A 25,364-nucleotide genomic window follows, 5' to 3' on the forward strand; every position below is an offset into this window, starting at 1 on the left:
GGCGTAAGCCAGCAGATTTACAGTCTGCCCCCGTTGGCCGCTTGGGTATCCCTCCATTCCACTCCCTTGTCGAGGACCGCGGCCTTGCCGGTCAGGGGTGGGTGAGCCCGCTATTTTGGTGATGAGTGCCGATGCTGTCAACAGAAATCTTCATTTCGATGAAAATTTTTTTTCAGCGCCGGCGATACCCATCAACAGCGCATCACTCGCCCGGCATTTTAAGCTTTTCGTCGGCAAAAATGGCAACGTGCGGCACGCCGTCGGCACCAATCCAGCCGCGATACATGCCTTCCGTGTTGAACGGCGTCGCCGCCTTGCCGTCTGCCGACAAGACGATGGCGCCGCCATCGCCACCCAGCTCGGGGACGCGCTTGACGATGACCTCTTCGCCGGCCTGCGCAGGCGTTTCCTGCAGGTACTTCATGCGCGAACAGATTTCGTGCGCAGCGGCCAGGCGGATGTAGAACTCCCCCCAACCTGTACCCGATACCGCGCACTGGTCGCTGGCATAGGTGCCGGCACCGATGATCGGCGAATCGCCCACGCGCCCATACCGCTTGTTGGTCATGCCACCGGTCGAAGTACCCGCAGCCAACTTGCCCTGGCTATCCAGCGCTACTGCACCGACCGTACCGAAATGCTTGGCCGTTTCCAGGTCCACATGCGCCTGGCCCGCAGCCTCTTCCTTCAATGCCCGCTGCAACTGCTGCCAGCGCTTTTCGGTACGGAAATAGGAAGGATCGACCAATTCGATCTTCTGTTCGGCGGCAAACATTTCGGCGCCCTGCCCCACCATCATCACGTGCGGGGAATGCTCCATCACCGCCTGCGCCAGCAGGATCGGGTTCTTCACCGTGTGCACACCGGCGACCGCGCCTGCGCGCAGGGTAGCGCCATCCATCAGCGAGGCATCCAGCTCATTCTTGCCATCGTGGGTGAATACCGCGCCGCGGCCGGCATTGAAGGTGGGATCGTTCTCCAGCACAGTGATGGCGGCAGTGACTGCATCCAACGCTGGCTTGCCAGCCAACAGCGCCTCATGCCCCTTGCGCAGCGCCTCGGTCATCGCCGCGCGCGCGGCGCGCTCTTCCTCGGCACTGAAGTCCTTGCGCTCGACACCGGCACCGCCGTGGATCACCAGCAACGGGGACACCGTGGTGGCCATCGCACTCCCGGCAGACATCGACGCCAGGCCCAGCAATACCGCAGAAGTCAGCTTCATGTTTTATCACTCCGAATGGATTCTTGATTCTAGGCATGGCCGTGGCTGACTGAACAGCACAGCGCCCTACCTGGCCAGGGCGCTCAGACAACACGCCTCCGCCTGCAAGGCACGGGGCCGTTAGTTCGGCAGCAGTTGCAGATGGCCATCGACCACGTTGGCTACGGCCGTGAACGCGGGGTTGTCGACTTTGAAACTATCCAGGTGCAGCACACTGCCCTTGCCCACCGCCGTCACCGGCACGGCCTTGAAGTCCAGTGCCTGGCCCGCAATCAGGCGGTGCGGGGAATGACGCGGCTGCACCAGCCAGGCATATCCGTCACCCAGCGCGTAGACCCTTCCGCGCCCATCTGCCTCGACGCACAGGGCGGCATCTTCGTCCACACCAAGGCCAATGATGTCGTTGCTGCCCGCGGTCTGCGCCGCACGCGCGACGAACACGATCAGCCGCCCGAGCCGATTACGCCGGGCGAAATGCGTGTCGGTTACAACATTGGACAGGAATGGCATGGTCAGAAAGCCGTGATCCATGGTGACTTCGCTACCCATCGGATCGGCCAGCGCGGTTTCGGAGTCGACACTTCCGCCGTCCAACGCGCCGTAGGCATGTTGACCCAGAACAGCCAGGCCAGCACTGGTCCCCCCAATCGGCTTGCCAGCGCGCACATGGGCGTCCAGCAGCTTGTTCAACTCCGTGCCCTTCCAGAAGCGCACATAACGCGCTTGGTCGCCGCCCGCCAGGAAAATGGCATCCGCATCACGCACCATCTGCAGCACCTGCGGATCGTCCGCCGCCTTGCGGTCATGGAACACCAACGTCTGCACGGCGGTGACCCCGCCGATGTCGTTGTAGAGCTCCTTCTGCATGTTGTCATCGCCGGAGGCACGCAGGATCACGACGCGGCCATGGCCGGCACGCTCCACCCACCAATGGAAGGCCTCGGGCACCCAATCACCGCCGCCCATCAGCAACATCGCGGCCTGGGTACTGCCCGGACGGGCAGCCTTGAGGTCGCCGATTTCGTAGTACTCGTACCCGGCGCCGGTAGCGCCCGCCGGCTGTGCTGCATTGGTAACACCTGCAACCACCAGCAGGGTGAAAGCAAGCAACAGTCGTCGCTGCCAGGAACTCTTACGTTTCAGCACGTTAATGCCCACTCCGGTCAATGGCTCATGGCCGTAATGCCAGACTTTCCCACAGTGGTCAACCGTGTAAAAAAGGTGTTAGATGCAGTGAACCCCTGCACATTTCAGACAGGGGCGGCCGGCATTTCCCCACATGCCGGAGGGACAACTCCAGAACCACTTTTCATCAGAGAGCTGATTCATGCGTAAACACGCAATGGTGTGTTCAATCCAACTGGCCCTGTTGTCGATGGCCGCCCCCGCCCTGGCGCAGTCTGCCCAGGATCAACCCCAACAACTGGATACGGTGCAGGTCACCGGCTCGCGCATTCCGCGCGCGCAGGTGGAGGGTCCGGCACCGGTGACGGTGGTGACAGCCGAAGACATCAAGTCCGCAGGCTTCACCAGCGTGCCCGATGTGCTGCGCGGCCTGAGCCAGAACAACGGCTATACCCAAGGCCAGCAGAACACCACGGGCGCGCAATCCACACCCGGCGCACAGGCCGTCGACCTGCGCGGCCTTGGCCCGAATCACACCCTGGTGTTGATCAATGGCCGCCGTACCGCGGATTTCCCCCTGCCACTCAACGGCAAGAGCAACTTCACCGACGTCGGCAACATCCCGCTGGGCATGATCGACCGCATCGAGGTGCTCACCGGTAGTGCTTCGGCCGTGTATGGCTCCGACGCCATGGCTGGCGTGATCAACTTCATCCTGAAAAAGTCGACCGACGGCACCACCGTCGACTACCGCTACGGCGACACCAGCCGCGGCGGTGGTGAATCTCATGACCTGACGCTGACCACAGGTTTTGAACAGGGCAATTTCAGCGGCATCGTCGGCGTGGAACTGCAGAACCAGCGGCCACTTTGGGGCACCCGCCGCGGCGTGCAGGATTCCACGCTCGACGCCCCGACCTCGCGTAGCCGCCTGCCCTTCCTGGTGGCACGCCTGTACGACTGGGATGAGGACGTAGCGGTAGCGCCGGTCGGCGATTGCGCGGGCCTGGCAGGCCTCAACGATGGCACCACGGTGCTTGCCGAGGATCGTTACGGCGAGCCTTATTGCGGCAGTGACCGTATCGCCGCCTATCGCACGATTCAGAACGAACGCAAAGGCGCGACTGCCTACGGCTCGTTCGAGTACCGCTTCAACGACAACCTGTCCTGGTTCGCGGACGCTCAGCTGGGACACCAGAAGGTCAAGTTGATGACTGGCAACGGTGGCAACTCGTTCCCGAGCGACAACATGGGCTGGGAATTCCATGACCCCGCATCGACCGATAACGTCGACAAGATCTTCTACAACGAAGCCAGCGGCCGCTATGAGATCTGGCAGCGGCAGTTCAGCCCCGAGGAAGTGGGCGGCCTGCGTAACCGCATGAACACCACCACCCAGAAGACGCTGGCCTTGACCACCGGCTTCAAGGGCGCCTTCGGCGAGAACTGGAACTGGGAAGCAGCCTACAACCACTCCCAGTACAAGGCGGACGTGGCAATGCCACGCATCGATGCCGTTGCGGCCAACCGCTTCTTCCTGGGCGAGCGGCTTGGCTACGACGATGACGGCTATGCCATCTACAACGCCGACCCGACCCGCCTGTTCTCGGTGTTGACGCCGGCGGAAACCGCCTCGTTCCTGGCCATGTCGACCTTCCACCCGGAAGCGAAGAACGACAATATCAGCTTCACCGCCGACACACCGGCACTGTTCTCGATGCCTGCCGGCGATGCCGGTTTTGCAGGTGTGCTGGAGTTTGGCCGCCAGTCCTACGACATCAACCCCGATCCGTTGGCCACCACCGCTGCAGCCTACTACGGCCCGCAATACGGCGATGGCAGTGGCAGCCGCAATCGTTGGAGCGCCGCAGGCGAACTGCGCCTGCCACTGGCCAGCAACCTGCAGGCCAGCCTGGCCGGTCGCTATGACCGCTACAGTTTCGGTAACCGCCACCCGGGCAAGTTCACCTACAGCGCCGGCCTGGAGTGGCGCCCGCTCGATACGCTGTTGGTGCGTGGCTCCTATGGCACCGGCTTCCGTGCTCCCGACATGCACTACCTGTTTGCCGGTGACGACTACTACCGCAAGGTCTCCACGGACTACTACCAGTGCCGCCAGGACGAGCCGGGCTTCAGCAATGGCGAATGCTGGGATGAGGGCGATTGGGACACCAACACCCTGGACATCTATGCCGGCAACAAGCAGCTGGATGTGGAAACGAGCAAGTCGTTCACTGCCGGCTTCGTCTGGTCGCCGGTGGCCGGCTTCGACCTCGCCGTGGATTATTACAAGATCAAGGTGATGAACCAGGTGCAGTCGCAGGACCGCGAACTGCTGCGCATCACCGAGGCCAACTGCCGGCTCGGCGTCACCGACACCGGCCAAGCGGTGGACGTGAACTCGCCGACCTGCGTGGATGCCCTGGCCCGCGTGATCCGCGATGCCGATGGCACGATCACCAGTGTGCACTTCGCACCGATCAACATCGCTCGCGAGGAAACCTCCGGCATCGACGTCACCGGCAACTACCGGCTGGAAACTGCCGCGGCTGGCAACTTCAACTTCACCGGCACCTACACCTGGGCCCACCGCCATACCCGCCAGCTGTATCCGGGTGACCCGACCGAAGACATGCTGGACGTGAGCTTCAGCGACACCACCCTGCCGCGTGTGAAGTCCAACCTGGGCGTGAGCTGGGACAAGGGCGCGTGGGGTGCCAGCCTGTTCGGCACCTACCTGGGCCGCGTTGCCAACTACGACAACGATGCCTGGACCGAAGCCACCTGGCGCTTCAATGCAGGTGCACGCTATGACATCACCGACCACCTGCGTGTATCGCTGACCGTCAACAACCTGTTCGACAAGATGCCGCCGAAAGACTCAACCTGGGCGGCGTATCCGTACTACAACACGTCCTGGTTTGACGCCATCGGGCGCAGCTACTTCGTACAGGTCACCTGGAAACTGGGCGGCAAGGCACTGTAATCGCCTGCCCTTGAAGCACCGACAAGGCCCGCCAATGGCGGGCCTTGTCGTTTGTGCCCTTTTCCTCAACCACTGCGCGGCTTCTGTAGCGAGGAAGTGATCACCCCGCCGTTCTTCGTTCGGATATCTGTCCGTTTCGATTGAACCCCGGGTGCGCTGTGCTTACCCGGGCTACGTTGCTTGTTTGGATTCACACAAGGCCCGCCAATGGCGGACGCTGTTGTTTGTGTGGATTGCGCATGCCGGCAGAAGCTGGAGCGCAGCGCCGCCGGTCACGCACGGTGGCAACGCTTCTCCACAACGGGCGTAGCCCGGGTAAGCGCAGCGCACCCGGGGGTTTCGGCTGGCACCCGCACTTGTTCGCATCGATCATCCCCCGGGTGCGCTGCGCTTACCCGGGCTACGTTGTTGCGGTATTTCTCCACAACCGCTGTGTGCAATGGATGGAGAAGGCTGTGGACAAGTGCGTGCACGCCTTGGGCTGCAATGCTTTCAAATAGGTGGTGAATTTTTCACCAATGCACCAAAATACAAGCAGGCGAATTTTTGCAGGAGCGGCGTCAGCCGCGAAGCTGGAGCATCTCCAGGTTGCATAAGTGCCTTGGGCTTCAGGAATGCCAGCATCGTGGCTGACGCCACTCCCACGACCGGCCACCTTTTCCACAACGACTGTGCGCAATCGATGGAGAAGGCTGTGGACAAGCCTGCACAACCCTTGCACGACAAGGGTTTCAAAAATGTGGTGAAAATTTGACCAAGCCGCGAACCGCAGATACGACAAGGCCCCGCAACGCGGGGCCTTGTGGCTGCAGCAACGTCGCAGGAATCAGACGTTGAAGCGGAAATGCAGCACGTCGCCTTCCTTGACGATGTAATCCTTGCCTTCCAGGCGCAGGCGGCCGGCTTCCTTGGCGCCCTGCTCACCCTTGAGATTGATGAAGTCGTCATAGGCGATGGTTTCGGCACGGATGAAGCCGCGCTCGAAGTCGGTGTGGATCACGCCCGCTGCCTGCGGCGCAGTGGAGCCGGCGCGCAGCTGCCATGCGCGCACTTCCTTCACGCCAGCGGTGAAGTAGGTCTGTAGGCCCAGCAGCTTGTAGCCGGCACGGATCACGCGATTCAGGCCCGGCTCTTCCAGGCCGAGATCCTTCAGGAATTCATCGCGGTCGGCATCGTCCAGCTGCGCCATTTCTTCTTCGATCGCTGCACATACCGGCACCACTTCGGCACCCTCGGCTTCAGCCCGGGCGCGCACGACGTCCAGCAGCGGGTTGTTCTCGAAGCCATCCTCGGCCACGTTGGCGATGTACATCAGCGGCTTGAGGGTGATCAGGAACATGTCACGGATCAACGCCTTTTCGTCAGCGTCCAGGCCGGCCGAACGTGCCGAACGACCCTGATCCAGCGCAGCCGACAGCTTCTCCAGCACCGGCTTGCGAGCCAGCGCGTCCTTGTCGTTGGCCTTGGCCGCGCGGGTGGCACGGTCCAGCGCCTTCAATACCGACTCCAGGTCAGCCAGCGCCAGCTCGGTATCGATGGTCTCGATATCGGCGATGGGATCAACCTTGTTGGCAACGTGGATGACGTTGCTGTCTTCGAAGCAGCGCACGACGTGGGCGATGGCATCGGTCTCGCGGATGTGGGCCAGGAACTTGTTGCCCAGGCCTTCACCCTTGGACGCGCCGGCAACCAGGCCAGCGATGTCGACGAACTCCATCGTGGTCGGGATCACCCGCTCCGGCTTGACGATTGCCGCCAGCGCATCAAGGCGCGGATCCGGCACCGGCACGACGCCGGTGTTCGGCTCGATCGTGCAGAACGGGAAGTTGGCCGCAGCGATACCCGCCTTGGTCAGCGCATTGAACAGGGTCGACTTGCCGACATTGGGCAGACCGACGATGCCGCATTTGATACCCATGGTCTAAATCCGGAAATTGATGATTCGGTGAGGGAGATATCGGGGTTCGGGATTCGGGATTCGCAAGTGCAAGGAAATGCACCACTCAACCGTCAGCTCCGGACCCCGGCAATTTGGGATTCGGGACTGGAAATTCGGTCGCGGCCATGCCGTTCCTGCGAATTCCCAATCCCCAATCCCCAATCACGCCTTGCCGGTATGCAGCCGCTTCATGGCTTCGTTGTAATCCCCTGCCACTGCCAACGGCAGCACGTCGATGGCCGCGTCGATGGCGCGCTCCATCAGCACCGCATCATCCGGCGAGGGTCGCCCCAGCACCCAACCCACCACACGGTCCTTGTGACCGGGATGGCCGATACCAAGACGCAGACGGTGAAACTTGCCATGACCGAGCAGGCGGATGGTGTCACGCAGGCCGTTCTGGCCGCCATGACCACCGTCGAACTTGAGCCGTGCCACGCCAGGGGGCATGTCCAGCTCGTCGTGCGCGATCAGGGTCTGCTCCGGCTCGATCTTCCAGAACCGCTGTGCGGCGGTGACCGATTTACCAGAGAGGTTCATGAAGGTGGCCGGCTTCAACAGCCATACCGGTTGCCCGGCAATGTCGACCTTGGCGACTTCGCCAAACAATTTGCTTTCCAGCGCCCAGCGCGCGCCCTGCCGCTGTGCAAGGGCCTCAACGAAATGAAACCCAGCGTTATGCCGGGTTCGGGCGTGTTCGGGTCCGGGGTTGCCCAGACCAACGATCAATCGCAAGCCAGTCATCAGTCAGATACATCTGCCGCACCCGCCCCGAAAGGCGGGCGCGACATTACCGATTACTCGGCAGCTGCTTCTTCGTCAGCAGCGGCGGTCTTGGCGATGACAACGGCGTCGTCATGGCCCTTGCCCAGCTTCAGCGCCGGGATTTCCACGCCAGCCGGCAGCTTCAGGCCCGACAGGTAGATGATGTCGCCAGCCTTCAGGTCAGCCAGGTCGACTTCGATCGACTGCGGCAGGTCCTTCGGCAAGCAGGCAATCGCCACTTCCTTCAGTTCGTGGGTGACCAGCACGTCGGCAGCCTTGCCAGCCGGCGAGGTGTCTTCGTTGATGAAGGTCAGCGGCACCGAAGCGTGCAGCACTTCGTTCTCGCTCACGCGCTGGAAGTCCAGGTGCATGACCAGCTGCTTGAACGGGTGGCGCTGCATGTCACGCAGCAGCACCTTGTGGATGGTGCCGTCGAGGTTCAGGTCGATGATCGACGAGTAGAACCAATCGTTGAACTGGGCCAGCCAGATTTCGTTGTGGTTGAACTGAACCATTGCCGGTTCGCGATCACCACCGTAAACGATGCCCGGCACCACGCCGGCATGACGCAGGCGGCGGCTCGCACCCTGACCTTGCACGTCACGACGGACGACTTTGATTTCGTGAGACTTTGCCATTGTTGACTACTCTAGGTTGATGCACCGCCTCGCGGCGCTGCGTAAAGACTCTTCCGCGACCAGAAGAGCCCGCTGTGATCCCCGGCAAGCCGGGGACCGGAAACTCAATCCACGTACATCGAGCTGACCGACTCGCCGAAGGCGATGCGGCGCATCGTCTCGGCCAGCATCTCGGCCACGCTGATCTGGCGGATCTTGGGACAGACGCGGGCCACTTCGGAAAGCGGGATCGTGTCGGTCACCACCAGCTCGTCGAGCTGGGAATTGTTCAAGTTGTCCACCGCCGGGCCCGAGAGCACGGCGTGGGTGCAGTACGCGGCCACCTTCAGCGCGCCACGCGCCTTGAGGGCAGCAGCGGCAGCACACAGGGTGCCGGCGGTGTCGACGATATCGTCGACCATCACGCAGGTCTTGCCTTCCACGTCACCGATGATGTTCATCACCGTGGCGACGTTGGCACGCGGGCGACGCTTGTCGATGATGGCCAGGTCGGCATCATCCAAACGCTTTGCCACGGCGCGGGCGCGTACCACGCCGCCGACGTCCGGGCTGACCACGATCAGGTTATCGGTGCCGTAGGCGCGCCAGATGTCGGCCAGCAGCAGCGGTGACGCGTAAACATTGTCCACGGGCATGTCGAAAAAGCCCTGGATCTGATCGGCGTGCAGGTCGACCGTGAGGATCTGGTCGGTGTGCACGGCCGAGAACATCTTGGCCGCAACCTTGGCGGTGATCGGCACGCGCGAGGAGCGCATGCGGCGATCCTGGCGGGCGTAACCGAAGTACGGCACCACCGCGGTGACGGAGGCGGCACTCGCGCGCTTGAGCGCGTCGATGATCACCAGCAGCTCCATCAGGTTTTCCGCACTCGGGGCGCTGGTCGGCTGCACCACGAACACGTCCTGCTTGCGCACGTTTTCCTGGATCTCGACCTGTACTTCGCCGTCGGAGAACTTGGAAACCAGCGCCTTGCCCGGCCTCACCCCAAGTTCCTTGCAGATGCTCTGCGCAAGGCGTTTGTTGGCATTGCCGGAAAAGACCAGCAGGTTCGGGGAATCTTGCATGACAGCTCTCTCGGGCGGGGGGCGAGTAGCGAAGGAATGTGATTACTGCAGAGACGGCGCATTTCAGGTTGCGCACATCCGTTGCGCTTATTGCGTGGAGAAGGATGTGGCAGGGGCGGTAGGATTCGAACCTACGAATGCCAGGATCAAAACCTGGTGCCTTGGGCCTCTTGGCGACGCCCCTGCATCAAACACTTCCCGTCGTCTCCAGCGCATCAAGCAGTGGCGAGCGATCAACGCCCGCAGCTACCCATGCCCGCAGTTCTTCCGGCAACCCCGCCAGGGCTTGCTCTGCGGCAACGCGCGTGGCGAACTCAACGAAACAACCGCTTCCCGACCCCGTGAGCCGTGCCCGACCGGTGCCTTCCAATGCCTGGAACACCGCCTCGATGGCAGGTTCCCGACGCCGCAGCACCGGCTCGAACGCATTCCCGAGGACGGTCCCGGAAGCGAAGTCCGCTATTTTCACGGGCTTGGCATCCCGAGTCAAATCCGGCGAACGGAAAAGTTCAGCGGTGGGCACATGCACGCCCGGGTCGACCAGCAGGTAAAAGGCCGGCGGCAGGCGGATCGGGGTCAATACTTCGCCCACGCCTTCGGCCCAGGCGCTGCGCCCGCGCACGAAGACCGGCACGTCCGCCCCGAGCTTCACACCCAGCGCCGCCAGCGCATCCTCGTCCAGGCCCGTGCCCCACAAGGCATTGAGCGCCACCAGCACGGTCGCCGCGTCGGAAGAACCCCCGCCAAAGCCACCACCGGCCGGAATGCGCTTTTCAACGCGGATATCAGCACCTTGAGCGCAGTTGGCCGCCTCTTTCAGGGCAATGGCCGCTCGAACCACAAGATCATCGGCCTCGGCGACGCCCGGCACCGAAGGCCCGTCGCGGCGCACCTGGCCGTCTGTCCGCAGGCGCAGGCCGATGCGGTCACCCCAATCCAGCAGGCGGAATACCGTCTGCAACTGGTGATAGCCGTCGGCACGGCGCCCGGTGATATGCAGGAACAGGTTCAGCTTGGCCGGGGCTGGCCAATACGACCAACCATCGTTCACAACCGGATTGCTCATTGCTCTGCCGCACCCCAGGCATCGACGATCAGTCGCACCTTGGCATCGCCATTGACCGCCTCGATCCGTCGCGGCAACGAGGGTTTCCCCTCTTCCGCCGGGTACCAGTCCAGGTAATCGATCTGCCAGCCCTGCTGGCGCAACACACGCGGCCGGCCATCGGCATCGAAGCCAAGATGGTCCGGCGCACCGGCGTTGGCAGGCAGCCCCCGCACCCACTGTGCCAGTTGCTCCACCGGTATTTCCCAACCGGTGGCCTGTAGCAACACCTGCCCCGCATCGTCACCGGTGCGCGGCCCGCCTTCCAGCCCGTCCAGTCGCACCGGCTGCCCTGCCCCGCCGGTCAGCTGCCAGCTCTGACGGGTGACGGGCGCAGCCAGGCTGACTTCAAACGCCTCACCCTGCTGTGCCCAGTCGATGCGGCCATTGCCACCGTTACGCCCCTTGCTGATCGCCGCCCGGCCCTGGAAAGACCAGTTGCGCTCACTGCGCAATGCCGCCTGACGCGCCTGTTCGGCCGCCTGGGCCTGCGCGGAAACCTCGGCAACTTCAGCTGCCACCGGCGCTTGTTGGCGCTTGGGCACCGAACCACAGGCCGCAAGCGCACCCACCATCAACAGCGCCACCGGCGCCTGCCACATCCGCGTCTTGTTCATACACCCAACTTTTCGATCGCCCGCTGCAAGGCACGATTGTCCGGATCCAGCTTGCGCGCCTCGTCGAAGAAACGACGCGCTTCATCCTTCTGCCCCAGCACCCACAGAACCTCGCCCACGTGCGCGGCGATCTCCGGGTCCTTGTTCAGCCCCCAGGCGCGACGCAGGTACTCCAGCGCTTCCGGATTGCGACCCAGGCGATACAGCACCCAGCCGTAGCTGTCGACGATGGCGGCGTTGTCCGGCTCGGCGACGCGCGCGCGATCAATCAGCTCCAGTGCTTCCTGGTAGCGATGGGTACGGTCGGCCAGCGTATAACCCAGGGCATTGAGTGCAGCCACGTTCTCGGGCTCGGCGACCAGGATCTTGCGCAGGTCGGCCTCGGCGCGCGGCACGTCGTCATTGCGCTCCCAGGCCAGCGCGCGCGCATAGAGCAGCGCCCCGTCATCCGGGAAAGCGGCCAGGCCACGGGTCAACACATCCATTTCGGCCCTGCTGCCATCGCGCTGCTGCAGCTCGGCTTCGAGCAGGTAGGCATCGCGGCGCACGTCGTCGTCCAGGGCGGCATCGGCCTGGACGGCATGCACTTCGGTGTTGGCACGTTGCTTGTCACCCATCAGGTGCAAGGCATTGACCGCACGCAGCCTGGCCTCGCCACGCTGCTCGCCACCGGGCACGCCGTGATACCACTCCACGGCCTCCTGGTAGCGCTTGAGGTACTCGGCAATCTTGCCCAGCAACAGGCGCTGCTCGGGGTCGGGCTTGCTGGCCTTGGCGGAGATGTCCTGGTACAGCGCCAGCAATGCCGCGTCGTCCTTCTGCTTGGCCAGCAACGAGGCGCGCATGCCCCAGCTCTGCAGGTTCTGCGGGCCCTGCGCCATCACCCGTTCGGCCGGCTCGGTCGCACCCAGGGCGTCATAGGCGAAGGCCAGCGCGTTGCGCAGCTCCTCATCGGCGGCCGCTTTGGACTCGATGCCCTTGAGCAGCGCCAGCGCTTCATCCTTCTTGCCCGCCTGGTTGAGCTGGGTGGCATGCAGCAACACGACCCGCGGCTCCTCCGGGAAGCGCCGGACCACCTCGGCAACCATGCGCTGGGCCAGCTCCGGCCGGTCCATGCGCAGCGCCAGACGGCCAAATTCCTGCCAGGCATCAAGGGTTTCGGGGATGGCGTTGGCATCCACAAGTTCGCCCAGCACCTGCGCCGGCACCGCCGGATCACGGCCACCGGTGGCCAAGGCCAGCACCGCATAGCGCCAGGCCAGGGGCTCCGGCGCTTGCAGCACCGCCAGCAGTTCCTTGCGCGCCTGCTTTGCATCGCCCTTGCGCATGGCCAGCGATGCGCGGGTGGCGCGCACCGCCACCGCGCCCGGGTCGCGCTGCGCCCACAGCGCCAAGGCTTCGTTGGCACGGGCATCGTCACCGGCAATCATCGCAATGCGGGTTGCCCGTTCAGCCAGGCCTACATCTCCCTGCGCCTGCTGGGCGGCCTGCAGGTACCAACGCGCAGCCTCGGCCAACTTACCGGCCTGCAAGGAAAATTCCCCCGCCAGCATGGGCTCGAGCGGCGGCGCAGGAGGGGCTGCCAACGGCGCTTCGACGGGCCTGGACGGCGCCGCCAGCACCGGCAAAACCGGCAGGGAAAGCAACAGAACGGTGCATATGCGATGGAATACGGGCATCTGGCGCAACCGGGCCGTAAAATGGCGGCCTTCAACAGCCAGCAGCTTATCGCAAGCAACTGAACAGATGACCCTTTGGGTGCTTGGACTCAACCACCAGACCGCGCCGGTAGACCTGCGCGAGCGCGCTGCCTTCGGCGGTGACGCTTTGCCGCGCGCGATGGAATCGTTGCGGCAGTCACCGCAACTGGCTGAAGCCGTGCTGTTGTCCACCTGCAACCGCACCGAGCTGTACGCGGTCGCCGAGGATGGCGCGGCATTGACCCGCTGGCTGGAAGACCACGCCGGCACGCTTGATGGCTACCTGTACCAGCATGCCGACGGTGAGGCTGTCCGGCATTTGTTCCGGGTAGCCACCGGGCTGGATTCAATGGTGCTGGGCGAACCGCAGATCCTGGGCCAGGTGAAGGATGCCTGGGCGCTGGCGCATGACCGTGGGGTTATCGGCCAGCAGCTCGACCGCCTGTTCCAGCAGACCTTCTCGGTCGCCAAGCGGGCGCGAACCGATACCCGCGTGGGCGCCAACCCGATCTCGGTCGCCTCTACGGCGGTGCGGGTTGCCCAGGACTCGTTTGCCCGCCTGGAAGACTCCACCGTTCTGCTGGTAGGTGCCGGCGAGACCATCGAGCTGGTCGCCAAACATCTGAGCGATGCGCGGGTGAAGCGCCTGCTGATCGCCAACCGCACCCTCGCCCATGCCCAGGACCTGGCCTCCCGCCACGGTGGCGTGGCGCTGCCCCTGGCCGAGCTGGAGCGTCACCTGGGCGAAGCCGACGTGGTGTTTTCCGCCACGGCCGCACGCGAGCCGGTGATCCCGCGGCAGCAAGTCGCCGCCGCCCTGCGCAACCGCAGGCACAAGCCGATGCTGCTGTTCGACCTGGCGGTGCCGCGCGATATCGAAGCCAGCGTAGCCACCCTGGGCGATGCCTACCTGTACACGGTGGACGACATGGAACGGGCGGTGGAAGAGAACCGCCGTGGCCGCCGCGAAGCCGCCGCCGAAGCGGAAGCCATCATCAATCTGCAGGTCACCCGCTACCTGGAAAACCTGCGCGCTACCCAGCTGCAGGCACCGATGCGGCAGCTGCGCGCGTTCGGCGAGGCCACCCGTGCCGAACTGCTGACCAAGGCGCGCCAGCAACTGGCCCATGGCAAGCCCGCCGAGGAAGTGCTGGAGCAACTGGCCCATGGCCTGACCAACCGCCTGCTGCATCCGCCTACCGCAGCCCTTCGCCAGGCCGCGCTGGAAGGCGATACTGAGACAACCCGCGCCGCCGAGCGCCTGTTCCCGGCTATCCCCGGGTATCACCACCCTGTTGCGAGGACCGATGACGCCGACCCTGCGCCGTAAGCTGCTGGCACTGGCCGAGCGCCGTGAAGAACTGGAACGCCTGCTTTCCGACCCCGACGTGGTCGCCGACAACGAGCGCTTCCGCAACTTCTCCCGCGAGTTCGCACAACTGGAACCCATCGCCACCGCGCTGGCTGACGAGGCCCGCGCCAAGGCCGACCTTGCCTCGGCCGAGGCCATGCGCGCCGACCCGGAGCTGCGCGAGCTGGCCGAAGAGGAAATCAGCGCTGCCCAAGCGCGCCTGCAGCTCCTGGACGAGGAACTGGCCCTGCTGCTGGTGCCACGCGATCCACGCGACGAAGGCAATCTGTTCCTGGAGGTACGCGCGGGCACCGGCGGCGATGAGGCGGCGATTTTTGCCGGCGACCTGTTCCGCATGTACGCCCGCTACGCCGAGCGCCAGGGTTGGAAGGTGGAGATCGAATCGGACAACCCCGGTGAGCATGGCGGCTACAAGGAAGTCGTGGCGCGCGTGGTGGGGCGTGGTGCGTATTCGCGGCTGAAATTCGAATCGGGCACGCATCGCGTGCAGCGCGTACCGGCCACTGAATCCCAGGGCCGCATCCATACCTCGGCGGCGACCGTGGCGATCATCCCCGAAGCCGATGATGTCGAGGACGTGACGATCAACCCGGCGGATCTGAAGGTGGACACCTACCGTTCTTCCGGCGCCGGTGGCCAGCATGTCAACAAGACCGAATCGGCCATCCGCATCACCCACGTCCCCAGCGGCGTGGTGGTGGAATGCCAGACCGAGCGCAGCCAGCACGCCAACCGCGACAAGGCGATGAAGCGCCTCAAGGCGCAGTTGCTGGATGCCGAACGCAGCAAGCAGGCCGCGGCGCAGGCCGAGTCGCGCCGCCTGCAGGTAGGCAGCGGCGACCGCAGCCAGCGTATCCGCACCTACAACTTCCCGCAGGGCCGCATCACCGACCACCGCGTCGAGGGCCTTACCCTGTACGACCTGCCCAACATCATCGAAGGCGCGATGGACGATCTGGTTGCGCGCCTGCAGCACGAGCACCAGGTGGATGAGCTGGCACGGTTGGCTGAAGGGACCTGAAGGCTCACTTCGCCCAACCTTGCGGAGGGCGCAGGCTTCGCTCCCTCCCTTGCGCACAGCGCAGCAGGTGAAGATGGTCTGCTTGCACGCCACCGACGCGCCGCCTGATGACCGACCGCAGGCCTTCGTGCCGGACGGATCGGAGACGGCTGGCGTTGGACTTCGCTGCTGCCTTTGGATTTGGCCTTGGTCGCCAGCCCAGAGCAGAATCAACATCTATCCCTGCCCAGCCGGCCCCCGAGCTGCGTACAAGGGAGGGAGCAAAGCCAGACCATGACCCACGCCCTCAGCGAACGCGACCAACTCCGCCTTGCCGTCAGCCGCCAGCCCGGTGACTTCATTGCCTGGGTGATGCTGGCCGATGCCGAACTCGGAGCCGGTGACATCGCCGCCGGTGAAAGCGCGGCCAACCACGCATTGCAGCTGCGCCCACAGCACCCCGAAGCGCTGGCCAGGCTCGGCCGCGCCCGCTGGATGCAAGGTCGTCATGACGACGCCGCTGCATTGCTGCAGCGTGCCTGCCAGTTGGCGCCGCAGCATCCGGGCATGGCGCTGTGGCTGGGCCATGTACTGGAAGATGCACGGCAACCCGAAGCGGCAGCCGATGCCTATCGACGCGCCCATGCGCTGGCGCCGGATGAGGCCTACATGGCCGCGCAGCGCCTGAACTGGCAACGCCGCCTGTGTGATTGGCGCGACCTTGATGCCTTGTCGGCGCAGGTACGGCGTGCGGTGGCACAAGGCAATCCGGCGGTCGAGCCTTTCGCGTTTCTCAGCGAGGACGCCAGTGCGGGCGAGCAACTGGCCTGTGCGCGGCAGCGCGCCAGGGTGCTTGCGCAATCGATTCGGCGGCTACCTGCCACCAGTATCCGCACCCAGGGGCCGTTGCAGATCGGCTTTCTATCCAACGGATTTGGGGCCCACCCCACCGGCCTGTTGACCGCGGCCCTGTTCGAACAGCTGCGCGCGCATCCACGCTTGCAGGTGCAGTTGTTCGCCCTCAACGCCGACGACGGCAGCGCTATCCGCCAACGCTTGCAGGTGGCGGCGCGCGTGCATGATGTCAGCGAACAAACCCATGCGCAGATCGCGCAGCGCATCCGTGCTGCGGGTATCGACATCCTGTTCGACCTGCGCGGCTGGGGCGGTGGCGGCACCCCGGAGGTACTGGCGATGCGTCCGGCGCCGCTGCAGCTGAACTGGCTGGCCTACCCCGGCACTTCGGGCGCGCCGTGGATGGACTATGTGCTTGCCGATGACTTCGTGCTGCCGGCGGCACTGGAGACCGCTTTCAGCGAGAAGGTACTGCGCCTGCCGCGCGCCTTTCAGCCCTCGGACAACACCCGCCAGATCGAACCGCCGCCACCGCGTGAGGCCTGCGGCCTGCCCGGGACCGGCGTGGTGTTCTGCTGTTTCAACAACAGCTACAAACTCAACCCGCGCAGCGTCCGGCGCCTGTTGCAGGTGCTGCAAGGCGTGCCCGGCAGCGTACTGTGGTTGCTCGCAGGGCCAGGCAACGCCGACCAGCGCCTGCGCCAGGCGGCCCGCCAGCAACAGGTAGACCCCGCCCGCCTGGTCTTCATGGACAAGTTGCCGCATCCGCACTACCTGTCCCGCTATGGGCACGCCGACCTGTTCCTGGACACGAACCCGTACAACGCCCACACGACGGCTTCCGATGCCCTGTGGGCAGGCTGCCCGGTGCTGACCGTGCCCGGTGCAACCTTTGCCGCTCGCGTGGCCGGCAGCCTCAACCACCACCTGGGCCTGCAAGACATGAACATGGCCGACGACGCTGCCTTTGTCGCCCGCGCCATTGCCCTGGGCAACGACCCTGCCGCGTTGCAAGCGCTGCGCGTACGCGTGCAACACGCCCGGGACCAGAGCGGGCTGTTCGACATGGAGGGATTCGCCGGTGACTTCAGCCATCTGTTGCAGCAGCTCGCCCACCGCCACGGCTGGCAGGATGGTGATGTAGACGCGGGCTGACACACGGCTGCGTTACGCTCGACGCTCCTACCGGGAGTGACCATGGGCAAGCTCAAACGCAAGGAATACGAACAACTGCTGGAACCCATGCAGCTGGAACTGGCCAACATGGCACGCTGGGCCCAGCACAGTGGGCAACGCGTACTGGCGTTGTTCGAAGGCCGCGATACCGCCGGCAAGGGCGGCGTGATCCAGGACATTGCCAAACACCTCAACCCGCGCCAGTGCCGGGTGGTCGCCCTGCCCAAGCCAAGCGAACGCGAGGACAGCCAGTGGTACTTCCAGCGCCATGTCGCGCACCTGCCTGCCGCCGGTGAGATCGTGTTGATGGACCGCAGCTGGTACAACCGCGCCGGCGTCGAGAAGGTGATGGGCTACTGCACCGATGCGCAGTACAAGGCCTTCCTGAAACAGGCCCCGATATTCGAGAAGCTGTTGGTGGACGATGGCATCCTGCTGTTCAAGTACTGGTTGTGCGTGGATCAGGACCAGCAGGAAAAGCGCTTTGCCGAACGTCGCGAAGATCCGCTCAAGGGCTGGAAGCTGTCACCAGTGGATCTCAAGTCACGCCAGGCCTATGCCGACTACGGCAAGGCCCGCGAAGCCATGCTGGAGGCTACCCACAGCACGCATGCACCGTGGACACTGGTGGACTTCAACGACCAGAAGCTGGGCCGCCTGACGCTGATCCGTGATCTGCTGGATCGGCTGCCCGATACCCACATCGACGAGCCACTGATCGAGCTGCCGCCATTGCCGGGCAAGCCGAAGAAGGAGAAGTACGGTGTCGTGAATCCGATCCCGGCGTTTGCGCTGGATGAGGATACAGCCAAGCCATAACCCCGTTCCTGGCTGTAGTGCCGAGCCATGCTCGGCAGAAGCCACCGGCCATACTGAAAGAGGTGAGGTAGTACCGAGCCATGCGCGGCAGAGGCCACCGGCCATGTTGAAAGAGCTGAGGTAGTGCCGAGCCATGCTCGGCAGAAGCCACCGGCCATGTTGAACGAGCTGCGGCAGTGCCGAGCCATGCGCGGCAAGGGCTACGGCGGGAGCGCCATCAACTGCGACACTGGCAGTGCCGGAAGACCCAGGCTCACCTCTCCCCTATCCGCCCCTTGGCTTCGCTCACCCTATGCGGCCTTGCGGCGATCCTGTGGACGTGGTCTGAACAAGCAACGAGGCGGCGACGACAGCCATAGCTGACCCACAACAGCGACCTCAAGCCACCTTGCCGCCTGCAGCCACGATGGCCTGCTCGATCTCCTGGGCATTCACCGGGCCCAGGAACTGCTTGGCCACCTTGCCATCCGGGGCAATCAGATAGGTCATCGGCAGCCCACGCGGGGTGGCGAAATCCTTGGGTGGGTTGTACGTATCGATGATGGCGATCGGGTAGGCCACGGGATGCTCCTTGAGAAACGTCTGCATCTCGTCAAGCTCGATGTCCTCGTAGGCCAGGCCAACCACTTCCACGTTGCTGCGCATGACGTGCAAGGCCGACAGTTCCGGCATTTCCTGCAGGCACGGCGCGCACCAGGTCGCCCAGAAATTGACCACTACCCATTGCCCACGGTGGCTGGCCAGGTCATAGGTCTTGCCGTCCACCGTTGGCACCTGCAGCTGCGGCAGCTCTGCGGTCTGCTGCACAACCGTGGCCTGGCCATCATCGGCGGGGGCTGCCGCCGTGGTCGGCGCCGCTGCAGGGGCAGGCGCGGCCGGTGCCGGGGTTGGCGCCTGCGCCTTGCAGGCGGCCAGGGACAAGGCCAGCAACGCCAGCGGAAGCAACTTGGAATTCATCAGGTCTCTCCGTTTGTAGCGTAAATATCTTCGACGCGACGTTTGAGCAGCTCGCGCAGCGGCACGCGCAGTTCATCCAGTGCTCGGCAGGCCGCCCTGCCCAGGCTGTCATCGCGCAGCGGCAGGTACTGCTCGCCCACCGGAATGCGCAGCTGCGAGCCGACATAGATCTCGTCCAGGCTGATGCTGTCCAGGTCACGCGACAGCAGCCATTGGCCGAGTTCGTCACGGCGCAGCAGATTGATCCGCTCCATCACTTCCAGCAACTGCTGGAGCAGCGAATCGGTAAGCATCGGCTCCAGTTGCAGGATCTGTTCTTCGTCCAGGCTCTGGCCCAGCGCCCGCGCTTCCCGGAATCGACCGATCAGGCGTAGCAGGCCATACAACTCGCAGCCCGGTGGCAGGCGCAACGCCGCAGGCTGGTAGCGGAACGCGGCTATCGACGATGCCAGCGAGGCCCCCAGCAACACCGCGACCCAGCTCAGGTAGATCCACAGCAGCAGGATGGGCACGAAGGCCACCGTGCCATAAAGCTTCTGGTACGACTGGAAGCTGCCCAGGTACAGGCCCATGCCCCATTTCACCAGCTCCAGCAGCACAACCGACAGCAAGGCGCCAGGCACCGCATGACGCCACTTCACCACGTGGTGGGGCACCACCCGGAAGATCAGCATGACGCAGACGAACTCGATCAGTACCGGCGTAAGCCGCAGGCCGATGTCGGCCAGCCAGCGGCCCTCGGTGGTGCCGAACAGCGGCAGCGACAGCACTTTGGCCGATACCGCCAGCGATGCAGCGGCCAGCAGTGCCCCCAGCGTCAGCACCGTCCAGTACACCAGGAAGCGGGTGAGCTTGGGCCGCGCCGAGGCCACGCGCCAGATACGGTTGAAGGTCTGCTCGACGCTGTTGAGGGTGATCAGCAGGGACACCACCAACGCAATGAAGCCTGCGGCGGTCAGCTGCCCGGCGCTGGCCGAGAACTGCTTCAGATAGCCTTCGGCCGCGCGCGCTGCGGAGGGCACGAAATTGGAGAACACGTAATCGCTGAGCGCTTCGCTCCAGCGGTCGAACATCGGGAACGCCGACAGCACCCCGAATACCACGATCGCCAGCGGCACCAGCGCAAATACCGTGGTGTAGGCCAGTGAACCGGCTGCCTGGAACAGGCGGTCATCGATGAAGCGCTTCCACAGGAAGCGAGCAAAGGTGGTCACGCGCGCGCGGTCACGCAGGCGTTCCATCCATAGGTTGAGCGAATCCAATGGCTCCATGGGCCAAGGGTACCCGATGCAAAGCGTACCCCGCATCGTCGATACTGCCGGTTCCTGGTGGACGAGTGGACAGTGCGATGGCGGAAATTCTGGTGCTCTATTACAGCCGTGGCGGCTCGGTGGCCCGGCTGGCGCGGCAGATCGCCCGCGGTATCGGCGAAGTGCCGGGCATGAGCGCCCGCCTGCGCAGCGTGCCGCCGGTCGCGGCGGTCACCCAGACCAGTGCGCCGCCGGTGCCGGAAGAAGGCGCGCCCTACGTCGAGATCAACGACCTGGCCGAATGCAGCGGCATTATATTGGGCAGCCCTACCCGCTTCGGCAACATGGCCGCGCCGATAAAGCACTTCCTGGATGGCCTGGGCGCTGAATGGGTCAATGGCACGCTGGCCGGCAAGCCGGCGGCGGTATTTACATCCACCGCCTCGATGCACGGCGGGCAGGAATCGACCTTGCTGTCGATGCATCTGCCGCTGTTGCACCACGGCTGCCTGATCGTCGGCATCCCGTTCACCGAACCTGCTCTGAGCCACACCCGCAGCGGCGGCACCCCCTACGGCGCCAGCCATGTCTCCGGCACCGAGGGTGATCCGCAACCCACGGATGACGAAGCCCATCTGGCGCGTGTGCTGGGCCGACGCGTTGCCGACATCGCCAGGCGCCTGGACCAATGAGCCTGCGCGCCAGGGATCTGCTGCTGGCTCTTGCCTTGGCGCTGCTGGCCGGCTTGTACGGCTGGTGGTTCCGGGCTGATCGTCATCTGGTCGCGGTGCTGCTGGTCTTCGTTGCGCCGCCAGTGTTGCTGTTGCTGGGGGTGCTGGCGCAGCGCGCGTCTGCCCGGTTCTGGGCGGGCGTGCTGGCGCTGTTCTGGTTCAGCCATGGCGTGATGAGCGCCTGGAGCCACCGCGACACCGCCCTGTACGCCTGGGCCGAAATCGCACTGGCCCTGCTGATCGTGGCGCTGGTCAGTGTGCCCGGCATGCGGGCGCGTTTCGCGCGCGGGAAGACTTCACGCTAGGAGTGGTGCGAGCCGACGCAGCCGGCTGTGCTGCGGAAGCCTTGCATCCCCTGCCCCCTGGCGACCGCAAAGGAAGGGATCCAATCGCCGCGACATTCCCCTTGCACGCTGCGGAGCCAGCGTCTGCACCGGCTGGGGCTGCGTGAGTGGCGGAACTGGCAGGCCCCGGCGCTGCTACAGTTTCGAGCCGACCGGCTACAGCGCTAGCGACTTACGCCGCTCCTGCGGGGGCATTATCATTCGCAGCATCGTGGCCCTGGCCGCTGGCAGTCACCGCAAGGATTTACCGCAATGATGGAAGAACTCCTGATCGTCACCACCGGTGGCACGATCGACAAGATCTATTTCGACGACAAATCCGATTACCAGATCGGCGACCCGCAGATCGGCATGATCCTGCGCGAGCTCGGCGTCACCTTCCGTTTCAATGTGATTCCGATCCTGCGCAAGGACTCCCTGCATATCACCGACGATGATCGCGAGCTGATCCGCGCCACCATCGCCGCGCAACCTACCCGCCATGTACTGGTCACCCATGGCACCGACTCGATGGTCGCCACCGGCAAGGTGCTGAGCACCATCCCTGGCAAGACCATCGTGATGACCGGCGCGCTGAGCCCAGCCCGCTTCCGTGGCTCCGATGCCGAGTTCAATATCGGCTGCGCCATCGGCGCCGTGCAATCGCTGCCGGAAGGCGTCTACATCGCCATGAACGGCCGGATCTGGAATCCGGAAAAAGTCCGCAAGAACGTGGACGCCAATCGCTTCGAATCGGCGTAATGGCCAAAAGCACCCGCGCCACCGCCGCCCTGGACAAGGCTGGCATCCGCTACGGCCTGCATGCCTACGACTATTCGGCAGATGTGGATAGCAAGGGATTGGCAGCGGCGCAGGCCTTGGGCATTGTCCCGGCGCGGATGTTCAAGACCTTGATGGCCTGGGTCGACAAACAACCCGTGATCGCGGTCATTCCTTCCGACCAGCGGCTTTCTCTGAAAAAGCTTGCCGCCCATTGCGGCGGCAAGCACGCACAGATGATGGATGTGGCCGAGGCTGAGAAACGCAGCGGCTACAAAGTTGGCGGGATCACCCCTTTTGCCCAGCAGCGCCCGGCCAGGGTGGTCTTCGCCACTAGCGCCGAGCAGCATGAAACGCTGTACATCAATGCCGGCCAGCGCGGGCTCTTGCTGGACATCGCCCCAGCCATGGCACTGCAGGTCCTGCAGGCCGACCACACTGACATCTGCGAAGCGTGAGCTGATCGCGGCATCGCTGCCGCAATCTTCCTGCCGTGCCGCTGCCTGCGGACAACCTGTCTCCCGTCGATGCCGTGGCACGCTGCCCATTGTTGGCATGGCAGCGTATGTCAAAGGCCTTGTTGCTTCAGAAATTTGACGGTGCCCCGCAGCAGGTCCCCGTCCACCACCGTGTCATGGCAGCCTGGTTCCGCACCTGTACTCCGTGCTGGCCCGTGCACAACAGGCGACGCGCCGTCAGAAGGTGATCGTCCATCCATTCAACCAGCCGGTATCGCCACTGGCCTTGTCATGGATGCGCAAGGTCCAGTCGCCCTGCAGCTGTTCAGCGGACAGATCCACCTCAAACGTCTGCCGGATGTCGTCGGCACTTCCGCCCTCGTAGTTGCTCAACAGATGGGCGCGCCCGCTAGGCGTCAGTAGTTCCAGCTTCAGGTCACCACGCCACGGGTGAGCAATGTCCACGCTTACCGCCGTGGCGTCAGGCGCATTGCCATCGCGCGCAGCGACATGGATGGTGCTTTCAACCGTCGCGTAGTCGGCGATATCGATGCGCTGACCATTGGCGTAGATTTGCGATGGCTGGTTGCTCCAACTGGCTTTCAGATTGATCCCGGCATATGTCTTATAGCCGCTCAGCATCACGTGATAGCGGGTGGCGCGTGGCTTCGGAAAGCTGCAACTCTCGCCATTGCCACCGCGAAACGGCCGGCAATCATAGGCGCTCGCTGTTGGCCTGGCGTCTGCCCGCACGTACAGGTCTGCGTCTCCCGAGCCCCCAGCGATGCTGATCAGCAGGTTGGAGGCGCCTTCCGGTACCTGGAGGTGGTAGTAGCGGTTGCTGCCCTTGGCCCCCGCCACCCCACCAAGCACCACCCCGTTGAGCAGCTCGGTGTCTGGTTCGGGCTCAGGTGCGGGTGGCAGCGTACCGTTGATTGCAGCATCTACTGCCGCCTGCGCGTTGACGATACCTGCCCCAATCGCCCGATCCGGCTCCTTGGGGAACGGCGTCACCGTTGCTTTCAGCAATGCTTCCACCTGCGCGGGCGTGCGCGTCGGCTCGGAGACTTCCTGCACCATGGCCACCACGCCCGCAACATGCGGCGCCGCCATCGATGTGCCGCCGTAATAGGCGTAGCTCTCCGCCGAAGGCTCTTTGCTGCCGGTGTTCAGCGTGGACAGGATGTCACTGCCCGGCGCAGCCAGATCCACCACCGCGCCGTAGTTGGACTGCTGAACCGCGCTCCAGATCGAACGCTTTCCGGCGCTGTCGTTGGCGCCGACAGCGATCACCTGCTGGCAGTTGGCTGGCGATGCATTGCTCGCGTTGGCATTGCTGTTGCCTGCCGCGACGACGATGGTGGCACCACGGGCAACCGCAGTATCGATGGCCCCCTGCAAGAGGCTGCTGCACGTCCCCTTCCCGCCAAGGCTGAGGTTGATCACCTCGGCCGGATGCGCATTGTCCGGGACACCTGCGACCGAACCACCTGCGGCCCACACCAGCGCGTCCGCGATATCGGACATATAGCCGCCGCAGGTCCCCAGCACACGCACCGGCAGAATACGTGCCGCCGGCGCGGTGCCTGCCACACCCCGACCATTGTTGCTTACCGCTGCCACCGTGCCGGCGACATGCGTGCCGTGCCAACTCGATGCCTCCGGCGCATGGCTGCCGCCGCACTGATTGGCTTCCACCCAGTCGCCAGGATCACGCGCATCCGCGTCCCTGCCGTCACCGTCGTTGGCCATCGCCAGATCGGTGATGAAGTCGTAGCCGGGCAGTACGTTGGCATCCAGATCGCTGTGCGCAGCGATGCCGGTGTCCAACACGGCAACCACCACACCTGCGCCAGCGGCCTGATCCCACGCCTGTGCGGCGCGAATGCCATACGTGCCGGTATACGCCCATTGATCGGCGAATCGCGGATCATTGGGCGTCGCAGCAATCGTGAAACGTCGGTCGACTTCGACGGACGCGATATCGGGCTCCGCGGCCAGCCGCCGCATCAAGGTCTCGGCGTCCCTCCGATCCAGCGGTACGTCCACCTGCACCAACTCTGCCCCTGCCGCCAGATGACGAAGCGGTTTTGCGGTGACGGCTCTACCGCTGCGTGCCGGCAATGCGGCCGCCGCTTTGGCAAGGCGCGTGTGCAGCAAAAGCCGATCCCGGGGCGAACTGCCATCCTCGCGATATCTGATGATGAAACGCTGATGGGTTCGCTCCGATGACAGCCCATCCAGTATTACCTCGGCAGCACCTGCCTGTTGCAAGGGAAGCAGCAGACAAAGCGATATCGCGCCGGCCGCAAACCGCCGGCAGCCACGCGCACAGTGCAATATTGATGACATTGATGCACCCTCTTCGATGAGAATGCCGCCTACGCGGCCGGTGCTGCATCCGGTGCCCATCCGTTTGACGCCGTCGCCGGACCCAGCTGTCTGGACCGGCCCCCATCGCCGATCCGTTGCTGGACAGTAA

The 25,364-nt window shown here is 64.4% G+C and carries 22 protein-coding genes and 1 tRNA gene; 10 read left to right on the forward strand and 13 right to left on the reverse strand.

Annotated elements, in window-relative coordinates:
* Positions 1–202 precede the first annotated feature (202 nt).
* Complete coding sequence (locus RT460_RS08225) at positions 203–1,222, reverse strand: isoaspartyl peptidase/L-asparaginase (protein WP_313318328.1); 1,020 nt, start codon at positions 1,220–1,222, stop codon at positions 203–205.
* 120 nt (positions 1,223–1,342) lie between these two features.
* Positions 1,343–2,317 (reverse strand): cyanophycinase, encoded by a 975-nt coding sequence (locus tag RT460_RS08230; protein WP_313318440.1) that lies wholly within the window; start codon positions 2,315–2,317, stop codon positions 1,343–1,345.
* A gap of 232 nt (positions 2,318–2,549) precedes the next feature.
* Here RT460_RS08230 and RT460_RS08235 point away from each other — a divergent pair, with 232 nt between their 5' ends.
* Positions 2,550–5,333 (forward strand): TonB-dependent receptor, encoded by a 2,784-nt coding sequence (locus RT460_RS08235; RefSeq protein ID WP_313318329.1) that lies wholly within the window; start codon positions 2,550–2,552, stop codon positions 5,331–5,333.
* A gap of 439 nt (positions 5,334–5,772) precedes the next feature.
* Entirely contained in the window at positions 5,773–6,087 is a 315-nt protein-coding gene (locus RT460_RS08240) for a hypothetical protein (protein WP_313318330.1), read from the forward strand.
* 72 nt (positions 6,088–6,159) lie between these two features.
* Here RT460_RS08240 and ychF read toward each other — a convergent pair whose 3' ends face one another.
* The 8 genes from ychF to RT460_RS08280 all read right to left on the reverse strand — a co-directional run bounded on the left by ychF (position 6,160) and on the right by RT460_RS08280 (position 13,140).
* Positions 6,160–7,251 carry a redox-regulated ATPase YchF gene (gene ychF / locus RT460_RS08245; protein ID WP_313318331.1) on the reverse strand — a complete coding sequence of 364 codons (1,092 nt, stop codon included), beginning with the start codon at positions 7,249–7,251 and terminating at the stop codon, positions 6,160–6,162.
* 183 nt (positions 7,252–7,434) lie between these two features.
* A complete protein-coding gene (pth, locus tag RT460_RS08250; RefSeq protein ID WP_313318332.1) occupies positions 7,435–8,016 on the reverse strand; it encodes an aminoacyl-tRNA hydrolase in 582 nt (193 codons plus the stop codon).
* A gap of 53 nt (positions 8,017–8,069) precedes the next feature.
* Positions 8,070–8,675, reverse strand: a complete 606-nt coding sequence (locus tag RT460_RS08255) for a 50S ribosomal protein L25/general stress protein Ctc (RefSeq protein WP_313318333.1) — start codon at positions 8,673–8,675, stop codon at positions 8,070–8,072.
* A 104-nt stretch (positions 8,676–8,779) separates the two neighbouring features.
* Positions 8,780–9,739, reverse strand: coding sequence for a ribose-phosphate diphosphokinase (locus tag RT460_RS08260; protein ID WP_293713910.1), 960 nt, complete (start codon positions 9,737–9,739; stop codon positions 8,780–8,782).
* Positions 9,740–9,846: 107 nt separating this feature from the next.
* Positions 9,847–9,923 (reverse strand) — tRNA-Gln (locus RT460_RS08265).
* Between the two features lie 3 nt (positions 9,924–9,926).
* The gene (ispE, locus tag RT460_RS08270) at positions 9,927–10,805 is read right to left on the reverse strand and encodes a 4-(cytidine 5'-diphospho)-2-C-methyl-D-erythritol kinase (RefSeq protein ID WP_313318335.1); all 879 of its coding nucleotides are present in this window, start codon (positions 10,803–10,805) and stop codon (positions 9,927–9,929) included.
* Complete coding sequence (lolB, locus tag RT460_RS08275) at positions 10,802–11,461, reverse strand: lipoprotein insertase outer membrane protein LolB (RefSeq protein WP_313318336.1); 660 nt, start codon at positions 11,459–11,461, stop codon at positions 10,802–10,804. The genes ispE and lolB overlap by 4 nt, the downstream gene beginning before the upstream one ends.
* Positions 11,458–13,140, reverse strand: coding sequence for a tetratricopeptide repeat protein (locus RT460_RS08280; protein ID WP_313318337.1), 1,683 nt, complete (start codon positions 13,138–13,140; stop codon positions 11,458–11,460). The genes lolB and RT460_RS08280 overlap by 4 nt, the downstream gene beginning before the upstream one ends.
* A gap of 67 nt (positions 13,141–13,207) precedes the next feature.
* Between RT460_RS08280 and hemA the strand changes: the two genes are divergently transcribed.
* From hemA to ppk2, 4 genes are all read left to right on the forward strand, one after another.
* A complete protein-coding gene (hemA, locus tag RT460_RS08285) occupies positions 13,208–14,491 on the forward strand; it encodes a glutamyl-tRNA reductase (protein ID WP_313318338.1) in 1,284 nt (427 codons plus the stop codon).
* On the forward strand, positions 14,469–15,554 hold the full coding sequence (prfA, locus tag RT460_RS08290) for a peptide chain release factor 1 (RefSeq protein WP_313318339.1): 1,086 nt from the start codon (positions 14,469–14,471) through the stop codon (positions 15,552–15,554). The genes hemA and prfA overlap by 23 nt, the downstream gene beginning before the upstream one ends.
* A gap of 273 nt (positions 15,555–15,827) precedes the next feature.
* Positions 15,828–17,543: a tetratricopeptide repeat protein gene (locus tag RT460_RS08295; protein WP_313318340.1), complete on the forward strand. Its 1,716-nt coding sequence runs from the start codon at positions 15,828–15,830 to the stop codon at positions 17,541–17,543.
* A gap of 42 nt (positions 17,544–17,585) precedes the next feature.
* Entirely contained in the window at positions 17,586–18,383 is a 798-nt protein-coding gene (gene ppk2, locus RT460_RS08300; protein ID WP_313318341.1) for a polyphosphate kinase 2, read from the forward strand.
* Positions 18,384–18,761: 378 nt separating this feature from the next.
* On the opposite strand, the gene RT460_RS08305 is transcribed toward ppk2, so the two are convergent.
* Positions 18,762–19,340, reverse strand: coding sequence for a TlpA disulfide reductase family protein (locus RT460_RS08305; protein ID WP_313318342.1), 579 nt, complete (start codon positions 19,338–19,340; stop codon positions 18,762–18,764).
* Positions 19,340–20,611, reverse strand: coding sequence for a YihY family inner membrane protein (locus RT460_RS08310; RefSeq protein ID WP_313318343.1), 1,272 nt, complete (start codon positions 20,609–20,611; stop codon positions 19,340–19,342). Before RT460_RS08310 ends, RT460_RS08305 begins: the two co-directional genes overlap by 1 nt.
* 77 nt (positions 20,612–20,688) lie before the next feature.
* Here RT460_RS08310 and wrbA point away from each other — a divergent pair, with 77 nt between their 5' ends.
* The 4 genes from wrbA to ybaK all read left to right on the forward strand — a co-directional run bounded on the left by wrbA (position 20,689) and on the right by ybaK (position 22,882).
* Entirely contained in the window at positions 20,689–21,282 is a 594-nt protein-coding gene (gene wrbA, locus RT460_RS08315; protein WP_313318344.1) for an NAD(P)H:quinone oxidoreductase, read from the forward strand.
* The gene (locus RT460_RS08320) at positions 21,279–21,626 is read left to right on the forward strand and encodes a DUF2069 domain-containing protein (RefSeq protein ID WP_313318346.1); all 348 of its coding nucleotides are present in this window, start codon (positions 21,279–21,281) and stop codon (positions 21,624–21,626) included. The genes wrbA and RT460_RS08320 overlap by 4 nt, the downstream gene beginning before the upstream one ends.
* A gap of 294 nt (positions 21,627–21,920) precedes the next feature.
* Positions 21,921–22,406, forward strand: a complete 486-nt coding sequence (locus RT460_RS08325) for an asparaginase domain-containing protein (RefSeq protein WP_313318441.1) — start codon at positions 21,921–21,923, stop codon at positions 22,404–22,406.
* A complete protein-coding gene (ybaK, locus tag RT460_RS08330; protein ID WP_313318347.1) occupies positions 22,406–22,882 on the forward strand; it encodes a Cys-tRNA(Pro) deacylase in 477 nt (158 codons plus the stop codon). Before RT460_RS08325 ends, ybaK begins: the two co-directional genes overlap by 1 nt.
* Before the next feature lie 237 nt (positions 22,883–23,119).
* Here ybaK and RT460_RS08335 read toward each other — a convergent pair whose 3' ends face one another.
* Positions 23,120–24,937: a S8 family serine peptidase gene (locus tag RT460_RS08335; protein WP_313318348.1), complete on the reverse strand. Its 1,818-nt coding sequence runs from the start codon at positions 24,935–24,937 to the stop codon at positions 23,120–23,122.
* Between the last annotated feature and the right edge of the window lie 427 nt (positions 24,938–25,364).

Source organism: Stenotrophomonas sp., from assembly GCF_032061965.1.
GTDB lineage: Bacteria > Pseudomonadota > Gammaproteobacteria > Xanthomonadales > Xanthomonadaceae > Stenotrophomonas.